Raw genomic sequence first — 13,476 nt, forward strand, 5'->3', positions numbered from 1 at the left:
GGCGTCCATCGATGGTTCGGCAAGGAGGCCGCTGAGCGTGGATGGATCGGTCAATGAGTGAAGGTTTCAGCAACCGCATCGTCAGCGCCGCGCCGCGCGTGCTGGTGGTGGACGGTTCGAAAGTGGTGCGGCAGCTGATCAGCCGCGTGCTCAAGGTGGAGCTGCCGGATGCCGAGGTGGTGGGCTGCGCGAGCGGTGCGGAAGCGCACCAGCTGCTCGAGGGCGGCGTGTTCGACTTCATCACCATCGCCCTGCGCCTGCCGGACATGGACGGCCTGGAGCTGGCGCGCTACGTGCGCGAATCGGCGCCGCAGATCTATGTGCCGATCGTGGTGGTGTCCGGCGACGTCGACGACCGCCTGCATCGCCGCGCGCTGGGCGAGCACGTCACCGATTACTTCGACAAATCCCTGGGCTTCCAGGCGCTGGCCGAATTCATCCGCGGCTATGTGCGCCCGGAAAGCTCGGCCGAGGGCGAGGTGCTCTACGTGGAGGACAGCCGCGTCGTCGCGCTGGCCACCCGCCGCATCCTGGAAAAGTACGGCCTGACCGTGCGCCATGTGATCAGCGCCGAAGACGCCCTGGCCTGGCTGGATACCGCGCGGGCGCAGGGCGAGGTCGGCGCCGACCTGGTGCTGACCGACGTCAGCCTGAAGGGCGAGCTCACCGGCGGCGACCTGCTCGAGCGGATCCGCCGCGACTACGCCTACGGCAAGGGCCGCCTGCCGGTGCTGGTGATGACCGGCGACGAGAACCCCGCCAACCAGGCGGCCCTGCTCCGGGCCGGCGCCAACGACCTGGTCGAGAAACCGATCGAGGAGAAGCTGTTGATCACCAAGGTGCTGTTCCAGCTGCGCGTGGCGCGGCATCTGCGCCAGCGCGACCGGGCCGCATGAACGAGGGCCGGGTCAAGCTGGAGCCGTCCTGGAAGGAGCGCATCGGCGCCTATCTGGAGCGGCCGGAGATGCAGGCGCTGGCGGCCTTCCTGCGTGCGGAGAAGCAGCAGGGCAAGGTGATCTACCCGCCGGGGCCGGAGATCTTCGCTGCTTTCGACCACACCCCGTTCGAGCGGGTCCGGGTGGTGATCCTGGGCCAGGATCCGTACCACGGCCCCGGCCAGGCGCATGGCCTGTGCTTCTCGGTGCGGCCGGGGGTGCCGACGCCGCCGTCGCTGCTGAACATCTTCAAGGAGATCCAGCGCGACCTGGCCATCGCGCCGCCGGACCACGGCTGCCTCACCCCCTGGGCCGACCGCGGCGTGCTGCTGCTCAATGCGGTGCTGACGGTGGAACGCAGCCTGGCCGCCTCCCACCAGGGCAAGGGCTGGGAGGGTTTTACCGACGCCGCCATCGATGCCCTGAACCGGGAGCGCGAGGGGCTGGTGTTCCTGCTGTGGGGTTCCTACGCCCAGCGCAAGGGCCAGTTGATCGACAGCCGCCGGCATTGCGTTCTGCGCTCGGTGCACCCATCCCCCCTCTCGGCCCATCGGGGCTTCCTGGGCTGCGGGCATTTCTCCGCCGCCAACCGCTATCTGGAAGAGCGCGGCCAGCCGCCGATCGACTGGTCGCTGCCGTCCCGGGCCGCGCTGGAAGCCGGCGAGGGCTGAGTCGGCGGGACGCGCTGGACGCGGAATTCAAATTCCTGTACGATTCAGTTCAATAAAGCAGCCGGGGACTCCCGCAGGGAACTTCCCGAGCGCTTTAGCACTCTCACCTAGGGAGTGCTAAGCTGAATTCCATACGAGGAGGATCCACACATGTCTCAAGCTTTGGTGACCGCCAACCTGCCGGTGCCCAGTGTTGTCGGCAGTCTGGATGCTTATATTTCGGCGGTACACCGCATCCCGGTGCTCAGCCAGGAAGAAGAGCAGGCGCTGTCGCGCAGCTATCTGGAAGGCGACGACCTCGCCTCCGCCCGCAAGCTGGTGATGTCCCATCTGCGCTTCGTGGTCCACGTGGCCCGCGGCTACAGCGGCTACGGCCTGCAGATCGGCGACCTGATCCAGGAAGGCAATATCGGCCTGATGAAGGCGGTCAAGCGCTTCGACCCGGACCAGGGCGTGCGCCTGGTCAGCTTCGCGGTGCATTGGATCCGCGCCGAAATGCACGAGTTCATCCTGCGCAACTGGCGCATCGTCAAGGTGGCCACCACCAAGGCGCAGCGCAAGCTGTTCTTCAACCTGCGCAAGAGCAAGAAGCGCCTGGGCTGGATGAACGCCGAGGAAGTGCGCGTGGTGGCGAAGGACCTGGGCGTGCCGGAAGCGACCGTGCGCGAGATGGAAGCCCGCCTGTCCGGCCGCGACATCGGCTTCGAGGCCCCGGCCGACGCCGACGACGATGCCAAGCCCGCACCGGCCGCGTTCCTGGTCGACGAGGGCGCCGACCCGTACGACAACATCGCCGACGCCGACCAGGCCGACAACCAGCTGGAAACGCTGACCGACGCCCTGCGCAAGCTGGACGACCGTTCCCGCGACATCATCCAGCGCCGCTGGCTGAACGAGGAAAAGGCCACCTTGCAGGACCTGGCCGACGAGTACGGCGTCTCGGCCGAGCGCATCCGCCAGGTCGAGGCCAACGCGATGAAGAAGATGCGCGGCCTGTTCGCCGCCTGATTCCCGGATAGCGCGTTACGATCGCCGACGGCCCCACCCGGGGCCGTCGGTTTTTGCGCCACCACCCCCAGACGTCCGGACGTCCACACCATGCCCAGAGTCCTGGTCATCGAAGACGACGAGGTCACCGCCCGCGAGATCGTGGCCGAGCTCAGCGTGCACGGCATGACCGCCGAATGGGTGGCCGACGGCCGCGAAGGCCTGGCCCGCGCCAGCGCCCATGCCTACGACCTGATCACGCTCGACCGCATGCTGCCCGGCATGGAAGGCATCGAGGTGGTGGAAGCGCTGCGCCGGCAGCAGATCGAGACGCCGGTGCTGATGATCAGCGCGCTCAGTGAGGTCGACGACCGCGTGCGCGGCCTGCGCGCCGGCGGCGACGACTACCTCACCAAACCGTTCGCCCCCGACGAGATGGCCGCCCGCGCCGAGGTGCTGCTGCGCCGCCGCCAGCCACAACAGCACGAGACGCGCCTGCGCGTCGGCGAGCTGGAACTGGACCTGGTGCGCCACGTCGCCTACCGCCAGGGCCAGCCGCTGACCCTGCAGCCCACCGAATACCGCCTGCTCGAATACCTGATGCGCCACAGCGGCCAGGTACTGACCCGCACCATGATCTTCGAGGCGGTGTGGGGTTTCCATTTCGACCCCGGCACCAATGTGATCGACGTGCACATCGGCCGGCTTCGGCGCAAGATCGACGGCTCCGGGCAGGCGCCGCTGATCCGCACCGTGCGCGGCACCGGCTACATGATCACCTCGGCTCCCCAGAACGCGGCAGCGCAACCATGAATCGCCCCAACGCCTGGCGCTCCACCACCTCCCGCCTGATCCTGATCTACGGCGCGCTGTTCGCGGTGTGGGGCCTGGTGCTGGTCGGCGTGATCCAGTGGGAGACCACGCGTTATCTCAACACCGTGATCGACCAGATGCTGGTACAGCGCATGCACTATCTGGCGAACACCGAGAACTCGCGCCTCGGCGCCACCGTGGACGCCGCCATCACCATCGATCCGCACGGCGTGATGTCGGTCGGCCTGTTCGACCCCGCCGGCAAGCCGCTGGCCGGCAACATCGCGCGCATGCCGGCCGAGCTGGCGCCGGACAGCAAGGTGCGCCTGCTGGCGCAGGGCCTGCCGCGCCCCGATCGCGACGGCAGCCAGCTGCGCGCCCGCGCGCTGGCCACCCGGCTCGCCGATGGCCGCGTGCTGGTCATCGCCAAGGACAACAGCACGGTCGATGGCCTCGGCGCCGTGGTCTGGCGTGCACTGCTGTGGGCGGTGTCGCTCACCGTGATTCCCGGCCTGCTCGGCGGCTTCCTGCTGCGCCGCGGCCCGGAAAAACGCATCCGCAAGCTGCAGCAGGCCACCGATCCGATCCGCCAGGGCGACCTCACCAAGCGCCTGCCGGTCAGCAGCCGCGGCGACGAAGTCGACGTGCTGGCCGCCATCGTCAACAGCATGCTCGACGAGATCGAGCGCTTGATGAACGAGGTGAAGGGCGTGTGCGACAACATCGCCCACGACTTGCGCACGCCGCTGACCCGCCTGCGCGCACGGCTGTATCGCACGCAGCAGCAGCTCGCCGAGCAGCCGGAAGCCGCGCTGGTCGAAGCGAGCATCGTGGATATCGACCAGGTGCTCGGCCGCTTCCGCGCACTGCTGCGCGTGTCCGAGCTGGAAGACGGGCGGCGCAATGCCTGCTTCGACGAAGTCGATCTCGGCAGCGTGCTGCAGCAGGTGCACGAGTTCTACGCGCCGGTGGCCGAAGACCGCGGCCAGCCGTTCGTGCTCGATATCGAGCCCACCGTGGCGGTGCGCGGCGATGCGCACCTGCTGTTCGAGGCGCTGGCCAACCTGGTCGGCAACGCCATCAAGTTCACGCCCGCCGGCGGAGAAGTGCGCCTGCGCGCGCGCATGGACAGCCGCGGCCCGCGCATCAGCATCCTCGACCAGGGCCCCGGCATCCCCGCCAACGAGCGCGACGCCGTGACGCGGCGCTTCTACCGCGGCGACAACAGCCGCACCATGCCCGGCTCCGGCCTGGGGCTGAGCATCGTCAGCGCGATCGTGCGCCTGCACGGCTTTGCGCTGGATATCGGCGAACCGAAGGAAGGGCCAGGGTCGCGCATCACGCTGTACGGCTATACGGTGAAGCCGGGGGAAGTGCCGGGCACCTGTTTGTCGCGCATGGTGGCGCCGCCGGAAACCGCGAGCGAGCGTATTCCGCCGGTGGCAACTGCTGGTTGACAGCGCCCGATCTGGAACCCTTCTCCCTCCGGGAGCACGCGGGGAGCGCACAGGGATGTGCGCGGCTTTGAGGAGCGAGGAAGGTGGCGGCAGCCGGATGAGGGTACGGGCGAAGCGCAACGCACCACTCCGCCCGTACCCTCACCCCAACCCCTCTCCCGGGGGGAGAGGGGCTAAGGCCTCGCCAGCGTCGGACATTTCAATATGAAAATATCTTCATCCACCTGACCGGCCGCCCGGCCGGGGCTCCGTGTCAAAATTTCGCGACGCAACATTCGCGCACGGAATCCCCCGCATGCTTGGCATCGTCCGGATCGCGCTTTCGCGGCCCTACACCTTTGTCGTCCTCGCCCTGCTGATCATGATCATCGGCCCGTTGTCCGCCATGCGGACGCCGACCGATATCTTCCCGGACATCAAGATCCCGGTGATCAGCGTGGTGTGGCAGTACACCGGCCTGCCGCCGGACCAGATGGCCGGGCGCATCGCCTCGCCGTTCGAGCGCGTGCTCACCACCACGGTGAACGACGTCGAACACATCGAGGCGCAGTCGATCAACGGCTTCGGCGTGATCAAGATCTTCTTCCAGCCGACGGTGGACATCCGCACCGCCAACGCGCAGGTGACCGCGGTGGCGCAGACCCTGCTGCGCCAGTTGCCGCCGGGCATCACGCCGCCGCTGATCCTCAACTACAACGCCTCGACCGTGCCGATCATCCAGCTCGCGCTGTCCGGCAAGGGCCTGAGCGAGCAGAACCTGGGCGATCTCGGCATCAACGCGGTGCGTCCGGTGCTCACCTCGGTGGCGGGCGCGTCGATCCCGTTTCCGTTCGGCGGCAAGTCGCGCCAGGCGCAGATCGACATCGATCCTGCCGCCTTGCAGGCGCGCGGACTCTCGGCACAGGAGGTGGCCAACGCGCTCGCCGCGCAGAATCTGATCGTGCCGGTGGGCACGCAGAAGATCGGCGAGTACGAATACACGCTGCAGCTCAACAACGCGCCGTCGGACATCCGCGCGCTGGGCGACCTGCCGATCAAGACGGTCAACGGCACCACGGTCTATATCCGCGACGTAGCCCAGGCGCGCGACGGCAACCCGCCGCAGAGCAATATCGTGCACGTCGACGGCGGCCGCTCAGTGCTGATGACGGTGATGAAGAACGGCTCGGCCTCGACGCTGGCGATCATCGAAGGCGTCAAGCAGAAGCTGATCGACGCCAAGGACACTTTTCCCGAGACCTTGCAGATCGCGCCGATCGGCGACCAGTCGCTGTTCGTGCGCGCCGCCATCGGCGGCGTGGCGAAGGAAGGCATCATCGCCGCGGCGCTGACCAGCCTGATGATCCTGCTGTTCCTCGGCAGCTGGCGTTCCACCGTGATCATCGCCACCTCGATCCCGCTGGCGATCCTCGGCTCGATCATCGCGCTGTCCGCGGTGGGCGAGACGCTCAACATCATGACCCTGGGCGGCCTGGCGCTGGCAGTGGGCATCCTGGTGGACGACGCCACGGTGACCATCGAGAACATCAACTGGCATCTAGAGCACGGCAAGGACGTGGAGACGTCGATCATGGACGGCGCGCGCCAGATCGTGACGCCGGCCTTCGTCTCGCTGCTGTGCATCTGCATCGTGTTCGTGCCGATGTTCTTCCTGGAAGGCGTGGCGCGCTTCCTGTTCGTGCCGATGGCCGAAGCGGTGATGTTCGCCATGATCTGCTCGTTCATCCTGTCGCGCACGCTGGTGCCGACGATGGCGAAGTACCTGCTCAAGCCCCACGCGGCGCATACCGACGAGCACGGCAGCCTTGCCGCGCTGCCGCCCTCGGGCAACCCGCTGGTGCGTTTCCAGCGCGGCTTCGAGGCGCGCTTCGAGCGCGTGCGCGCGGCCTATCGCGACCTGCTGGCGATGGCGCTGGAGCATCGCCGGGTGTTCGTCGGCGGCTTCCTCGCCTTCGTGGTCGCCTCGTTCGCGCTGGTGCCGTTCCTGGGCCGCAACTTCTTCCCCGCGGTCGATGCCGGCCAGATCCTGATGCACGTGCGCGCGCCGATCGGCACCCGCGTGGAGGAAAGCGCCACCATCTTTGCCAACGTGCAGGCAGCGGTCCGACGCATCGTGCCGCCGGAGGAACTGGGCACGGTGGTGGACAACATCGGCCAGCCGATCAGCGGCATCAACACCGCCTACAACAACACCGGCACCATCGGTTCGTGGGATGGCGACATCCAGATCGCCCTCAACGAAGGCCACCGGCCCACCGCCGGCTACGTGCGCCGCATGCGCGAGGAACTGCCGCACCAGTTCCCGGGCGTGACGTTCTCGTTCCCGCCGGCGGACATCATCAGCCAGATCCTCAACTTCGGTTCGCCCGCGCCGATCGACCTGCAGATCCGCGGCAGCAACCTGCCGCAGAACTTCGTGCTGGCCAACAAGCTGCTGCGCGAGATCCGCCGCGTGCCGGGCGTGGCCGACGCGCGCATCCAGCAGTCGCAGGCCAATCCCACCTTCGCGGTGGACGTGGACCGCACCCGCGCGCAGCTGCTGGGCGTGACCGAGCGGGACGTCACCAACAGCATGGTGGTGAATCTCGCCGGCTCCAGCCAGGTGGCGCCGACTTTCTGGCTGAACCCGCAGAACCAGATCTCCTACCCGATCGTGATGCAGACGCCGCAGTACAAGCTCGACTCGCTGTCGGCGCTGGAAAACATCCCGGTCACCGCCAGCGGCGGCGGCAGCTCGCAACTGCTCGGCGGCCTGGCCACGCTCAAGCGCGGCGCCAGCAATGCGGTGGTCAGCCAGTACAACATCCAGCCGATGGTGGAGATCTTCGCCACCACCCAGGGGCGCGACCTCGGCGCCGTGGCTGCGGATATCCAGAACATCGTCGCCGCGCACGCCAAGGAACTGCCCAAGGGTTCGTCCACCGCGCTGCTCGGCCAGGTGAAGACGATGAACAGCGCCTTCTCCGGCCTGATCTTCGGCCTGCTCGGCGCGGCGGTGTTGATCTATCTGTTGATCGTGGTGAACTTCCAGTCCTGGAGCGATCCGTTCGTGATCATCACCGCGCTGCCCGCCGCGCTGGCCGGCATCGTGTGGATGCTGTTCGCCACCGGTACCACCTTGTCGGTGCCGGCGCTTACCGGCGCGATCATGTGCATGGGCGTAGCGACGGCGAACTCGATCCTGGTGGTGAGCTTCTGCCGCGAGCGCCTGGCCGAGCACGGCGACGCGCACCTGGCGGCAATGGAAGGCGGCTTCGTGCGCTTCCGTCCCGTGCTGATGACCGCGCTGGCCATGATCATCGGCATGGCGCCGATGGCGCTGGGCCTGGGCGAGGGCGGCGAACAGAACGCGCCGCTGGGCCGCGCCGTGATCGGCGGCCTGATCTTCGCCACCATCGCCACGCTGTTCTTCGTCCCCGTCGTATTCCGCATCATTCACGCGCGGCATGGCCGCGCAGCCGACCCGGCTTCGGTTTCCGGAGAGCCCGTCCATGTCGCCTAACGCTCCTCACACCCCTCGTCCCGTGCCGGTGCATCGCCTGCGCCGTGCCGGCATCATCGGCGCCATCGTCGTCGTCGCGGTCGTCGCCACCGGCGTGGTCACCCGCGCCAACGACGCGCGCAAGCTGAAGGACTGGACCGACCAGCAGGCCGTGCCCACGGTCAGCGTGGTGCCAGTCGAGCGCAGCGCCGCCGGTGCTTCGCTCGATCTGCCGGGCCGCCTCGAAGCCTATGCGCGCGCACCGATCTACGCGCGCGTCAGCGGCTATCTGAAGTCCTGGAAGGTCGACATCGGCGCGCCGGTCAAGGCCGGCCAGCTGCTGGCGGAAATCGAAACGCCCGACCTCGACCAGCAATTGCTGCAGGCCAAGGCCGATCTGGCCAGCGCCGAAGCGAACGCCGCGCTGGCCGCCACCACCGCCAAGCGCTGGCAGGCCATGCTCGGTTCCGACTCGGTCTCGCGCCAGGAAGTGGACGAGAAGACCGGCGACTTCACCGCCAAGCAGGCCATCGCCAAGGCAGCCAAGGCGAATGTCGACCGCATCGACGCGCTGAAGGGCTTCACCCGCATCGTCGCGCCGTTCGACGGCATGGTCACCGCGCGCGAGACCGACGTCGGCGCGCTGATCAATGCCGGCAGCGGCAGCGGTCCGGAACTGTTCGTGGTATCCGACGTGCGCAAGCTGCGCGTGTACGTGCGCGTGCCGCAGAACTACGTACCGTCGATCAAGCCGGGCGCGATCGCCACGCTGGCGGTGCCGGAATATCCGGGGCGTACGTTCCAGGCACGCGTCGAGGCTTCGGCCGGCGCGGTGGCCGCGGAATCCGGCACCACCCTGATCCAGCTCGCCGTCGACAATGCCGACGGCAAGCTGATGCCCGGCAGCTTCGCCAGCGTGCGGCTGGACCGCCCCGGCGACGCCACCGCGCTGCGCGTGCCGGCCAGCGCGCTGATCTTCGACGACAAGGGCACGCGCATCGCCACGCTCGCCGCCGACAACAAGATCGCGTTCAAGCAGGTCACCATCCTGCGCGACTACGGCAAGACGGTGGAGATCGGTTCCGGCCTCGGCGCGGACGACCGCGTGATCGAGAGCCCGCCCGACGGCCTGATCGACGGCGACCGCGTGCGCACCGCCGGGAAGGACAGCACCGAGCTGGCCAAGAACCAGGGACGCGTCAATGAAAAGAAGGCCTGAGCGCGTCCTCGCCATCGCCCTGGCGACAGCGCTGGCCGGCTGCTCGCTGGCGCCGGCGTACAAGGCGCCGGAGGTGCCGGTGGCCGAGCAGTTCCAGGAGCACGGCGAGGCCTACGGCAAGAGCTGGGTGGCGGCGCAGCCGTCCGACCAGCTCCCGCGCGACGGCTGGTGGACGCTGTACGGCGATGCGCAGCTGAGCGAGCTGCAGCAGCGCCTGTTGAAGAACAACGCCGATCTCGCCGCCGCGCTGGCGCATTACCAGCAGGCGCAGGCGTTCAGTCAGCAGGCTCGTGCCGGGTTGTTTCCGCAGGTGGGCGTGAATGCGAATGCGCAGCGCGACCGGCAGTCCGATACGCGCCCGCTGCGCGGCGCCACCTCGCCGGCCAACTACGACAGCTACACGCTGGGCGCCGAGGTCGATTACGAAATCGATCTGTGGGGCCGCGTGCGCAATAGCGTCGAAGCCGGCAAGGACGATGCGCTTGCCGCGGCTGCGGATCTGGCTTCCGCACGCCTGAGCCTGCAGGCGCAGCTGGCCGACAATTATCTGGTGCTGCGTGGACTAGATCAGCAGATCCAGTTGCTGAAGGAAAGCATCGCGGCGTACCAGAAGGCATTGGAGCTGACGCAGACGCGGCACCAGGGCGGCATCGCTTCGGGCCTGGACGTGGCGCGCGCGCAGACGCAGCTGTCCTCGACCAAGTCGCAGTGGTCGCAGACGCAGGCGCAGCGTGCGCTGGTTGAACATGCGATCGCGTCGCTGGTGGGCGAGTCGGCATCGAACTTCAAGCTGACCGCCGATGTCACGGCGCTGCCGTTGCCGACGGTGCCGGTCAGCCTGCCGTCCACGCTGTTGCAGCGCCGCCCGGATGTCGCCGCCGCCGAACGCCGCGTCGCCGCGGCGAACGCGCGTATCGGCATCGCGCGCGCGGCGTACTTCCCGTCGCTGGGCTTGAGCGCGCAGGGCGGCTTCCAGAGCGATCGCTACGGTGGCCTGTTCACCGCACCGAATCAGTTCTGGGCGATCGGTCCGACCGCTTTGCTCACCTTGTTCGACGGTGGCCGCCGCAAAGCCGGCGTCGAGGCCGCCAAGGCGGCGACCGAGGAAGCCGGCGCGCGCTATCGCGGCGTGGTGCTCAATGCGTTCCAGCAGGTGGAGGACAACCTCGCCCAGCTCGATCACTACGGTTCGGCACGCAACGACCAGCAGGATGCGGCGGATGCGGCGAAGCGCTCGCTGGATATCGCGATGGACCGGTACCGGCAGGGCGCGGTGGGTTATCTCGACGTGGTGCAGGCGCAGACGGCGGCACTGGATGCGCAGCGTAGCCTGCTGGATCTGGATACGCGGCAGCTGCGCGCGAGCGTGCAGCTGGTGCGGGCGTTGGGCGGTGGTTGGACCGCCGGCGAGCTGGCGTCCGCAAAATAAACGCCCGGCGCAGGTTGGGGTGAGCCACAGGCGAACCCCAACATCGGCACATCGATACGCACCGCGTCGTTGGGGTTCGCCTGTGGCTCACCCCAACCTACGCCGAAGCGTGTCGCTTACAGCCGAGCCGCCAGCATCGCCTCGAGCTTGCGCTGGTCCGCGGCGAACTTGCGGATACCGTCGGCCAGCTTCTCCGTCGCCATCGCATCTTCGTTGTGGCCCCAGCGGAAACCCGCCTCGTCCAGCGCCGGCACGCGCGCCTCGCGCTTGCCGTCGTCCTGCAGCGCACGCGGCAGCGGCTCGCTGGTCGCTTCGAGCTTCTCCAGCAGGTCCGGGCTGATGGTCAGCCGGTCGCAACCGGCCAGCGCCTGGATCTGGCCGATATTGCGGAAGCTCGCGCCCATCACCACGGTGTCGAAGCCGTGCTGCTTGTACCAGCCGTAGATGCGGCGCACCGACTGCACGCCCGGGTCTTCCGCCGGTGCATAGGTCTTGGTCGCGGTGTTGGCCACATACCAATCCATGATGCGGCCCACGAACGGCGAGATCAGATACACGCCGGCTTCCGCGCACGCCACCGCCTGCTCGAACGAGAACAGCAGGGTGAGGTTGCACTGGATGCCGCGGCGCTCCAGCACCTCGGCCGCGCGGATACCTTCCCAGGTGGAGGCGATCTTGATCAGGATGCGCTCCGGCTTCACGCCGGCCGCCGCGTACAGGCCGATCAGGCGCTCGGCCTTGGCGATGGTGGCGTCGGTGTTGAACGACAGGCGCGCATCCACTTCGGTGGAGACGCGGCCCGGCACCAGTTCGGAAATCCTGCGGCCGGCGGCCACCGAAAGGTAATCGCCGGCGTCGATCAGCTGCTGCTCGCGCGATGCGCTCTGGGCCTTGGCCCACTGCACGGCTTCGTCGATCAGCGGGGCATAGGCCGGCAGCTCGGTCGCCTTCAGCAGCAGCGAGGGATTGGTGGTGGCATCCACCGGGCGATAGCGGGCGATCGCCTCGATGTCGCCGGTGTCGGCGACCACGGTGGTGTACTGGCGCAGCTGTTCGAGTTGGTTGGACACGTCGGGATCCGTCAGAGGGAACAAGGTATTGTCGCCGCCCGGCGGCCCCGGGCAAAGCGTGCTCAGCTTTCGTCTGTAGCGTCGGAACGCGCGGGATCCGAGCCGGTGACGATGCGCGCATGGCGCTGGTAGGTCCAGTACGACCAGCCCCAGTCCAGCAGCACCACCAGCCGGTTGCGGAAGCCGATCAGGAAGTACACGTGGGCGATCAGCCACACCCACCAGGCCAGCACGCCGGACAGCTTCACCCGCCCGAACTGCGCCACCGCGGCCATGCGGCCGATGGTGGCGAGGGTGCCGTCGTCGCGGTAGCGGAACGGCGCGGGCGCGGCGCCGCCGCGGATGCGCTGCAGGATCGCGTCCGCCGCGTAGCGGCCCATCTGCTTGGCCGCCGGGGCGATGCCGGGCACCGGCTTGCCGTCGGCCTGGCTCACGCTGGCCAGGTCGCCGGCCACGAATACTTCCGGATGCCCCGGCACGGCCAGCTCCGGCGTCACCAGCACGCGGCCGGCGCGGTCCAGCGGCACGCCGAGGTGCTGGCCCAGCGGGGAGGCGGCCACGCCGGCAGCCCACAGCACGGTGCGCGATGCCAGCGTTTCGTCACCGAGCTTGACGCTGTCGGCGCCGATCGCGGTGACCGCGGTACCGGTGCGCACCTGCACGCCCAGTTTCTCCAGCTGCTGCTGCGCCTTCGCCGACAGTTCCGGCGCGAACGCCGGCAGCACGCGCGGGCCGGCTTCGACCAGCAGGATGTTGGCCGTGCGCGGATCGCTGCGGCGGAACTCGCGCGGCAAGGTGTGGCGCGCAATCTCCGCCAGCGTGCCGGCCAGTTCCACGCCGGTGGCGCCGCCGCCGACCACCACGAAGTTCAGCCAGGCCTGGCGCCGCGCCGGATCGTCCTCGCGCTCGGCATGCTCGAAGGCCAGCAGCACGCGGCGGCGGATGGCGAAGGCGTCGTCCAGCGTCTTCAGGCCCGGCGCGTGGCGGGCCCAGTCGTCGTGGCCGAAGTAGGCGTGGGTCGCGCCGGTGGCGACGATCAGGTAGTCGTAATCGAGCGGGCCTTGCGCAAGCTGTACGCGCCGGTGGGCCAGGTCGATGCCCTGGGCTTCGTCCAGCAACACGGTGACGTTCTGCTGCTTGCGCAGGATCTGCCGCAACGGCGCGGCGATCGACGGCGCGGACAGGCCCGCGGTGGCGACCTGGTACAGCAGCGGCTGGAACAGATGATGGTTGCGGCGGTCGGCCAGGGTGACGCGCAGCGCCGCATGGTCGAGCCGGTGCGCGGCGGCCATGCCGCCGAAACCGCCGCCGAGGATGACGATGTGCGGCCGGGGATCGGGCTGGGACATCGGGGGAAGCTCGTGGGAGAGGGCGCCGGCCATTTTACGGGAGCGGCCGCTGCCGCGTTCTCTGC

Annotated in this window: 10 protein-coding genes; 8 read left to right on the forward strand and 2 right to left on the reverse strand. The window is 68.6% G+C overall.

What is annotated here, in order from left to right; genetic code table 11:
- Positions 1 to 53: 53 nt before the first annotated feature.
- From AB4083_RS06290 to AB4083_RS06325, 8 genes are all read left to right on the forward strand, one after another.
- On the forward strand, positions 54 to 896 hold the full coding sequence (locus AB4083_RS06290; RefSeq protein ID WP_441606914.1) for a response regulator: 843 nt from the start codon (positions 54 to 56) through the stop codon (positions 894 to 896).
- Positions 893 to 1,606: a uracil-DNA glycosylase gene (gene ung, locus AB4083_RS06295; RefSeq protein ID WP_441606915.1), complete on the forward strand. Its 714-nt coding sequence runs from the start codon at positions 893 to 895 to the stop codon at positions 1,604 to 1,606. Before AB4083_RS06290 ends, ung begins: the two co-directional genes overlap by 4 nt.
- A gap of 150 nt (positions 1,607 to 1,756) precedes the next feature.
- The gene (gene rpoH, locus AB4083_RS06300) at positions 1,757 to 2,614 is read left to right on the forward strand and encodes an RNA polymerase sigma factor RpoH (protein ID WP_441606916.1); all 858 of its coding nucleotides are present in this window, start codon (positions 1,757 to 1,759) and stop codon (positions 2,612 to 2,614) included.
- 90 nt (positions 2,615 to 2,704) lie between these two features.
- Positions 2,705 to 3,406 carry a response regulator transcription factor gene (locus AB4083_RS06305; protein ID WP_441606917.1) on the forward strand — a complete coding sequence of 234 codons (702 nt, stop codon included), beginning with the start codon at positions 2,705 to 2,707 and terminating at the stop codon, positions 3,404 to 3,406.
- A complete protein-coding gene (locus AB4083_RS06310) occupies positions 3,403 to 4,863 on the forward strand; it encodes a sensor histidine kinase (protein WP_441606918.1) in 1,461 nt (486 codons plus the stop codon). Before AB4083_RS06305 ends, AB4083_RS06310 begins: the two co-directional genes overlap by 4 nt.
- Positions 4,864 to 5,158: 295 nt before the next feature.
- Entirely contained in the window at positions 5,159 to 8,365 is a 3,207-nt protein-coding gene (locus tag AB4083_RS06315) for an efflux RND transporter permease subunit (protein ID WP_441606919.1), read from the forward strand.
- Positions 8,355 to 9,563, forward strand: a complete 1,209-nt coding sequence (locus AB4083_RS06320) for an efflux RND transporter periplasmic adaptor subunit (RefSeq protein WP_441606920.1) — start codon at positions 8,355 to 8,357, stop codon at positions 9,561 to 9,563. The genes AB4083_RS06315 and AB4083_RS06320 overlap by 11 nt, the downstream gene beginning before the upstream one ends.
- A complete protein-coding gene (locus AB4083_RS06325; RefSeq protein ID WP_441606921.1) occupies positions 9,547 to 10,992 on the forward strand; it encodes an efflux transporter outer membrane subunit in 1,446 nt (481 codons plus the stop codon). Before AB4083_RS06320 ends, AB4083_RS06325 begins: the two co-directional genes overlap by 17 nt.
- 116 nt (positions 10,993 to 11,108) lie before the next feature.
- Here the strand turns inward: AB4083_RS06325 and tal are convergent, their stop codons facing one another.
- Both tal and AB4083_RS06335 read right to left on the reverse strand, forming a co-directional pair.
- Positions 11,109 to 12,062 carry a transaldolase gene (gene tal, locus AB4083_RS06330; protein ID WP_441606922.1) on the reverse strand — a complete coding sequence of 318 codons (954 nt, stop codon included), beginning with the start codon at positions 12,060 to 12,062 and terminating at the stop codon, positions 11,109 to 11,111.
- Positions 12,063 to 12,124: 62 nt separating this feature from the next.
- Complete coding sequence (locus AB4083_RS06335; protein ID WP_441606923.1) at positions 12,125 to 13,411, reverse strand: NAD(P)/FAD-dependent oxidoreductase; 1,287 nt, start codon at positions 13,409 to 13,411, stop codon at positions 12,125 to 12,127.
- Between the last annotated feature and the right edge of the window lie 65 nt (positions 13,412 to 13,476).

It is taken from the genome of Dyella sp. 2RAB6, from assembly GCF_052115385.1.
In the GTDB taxonomy this organism is placed as follows: Bacteria; Pseudomonadota; Gammaproteobacteria; order Xanthomonadales; family Rhodanobacteraceae; genus Dyella_D.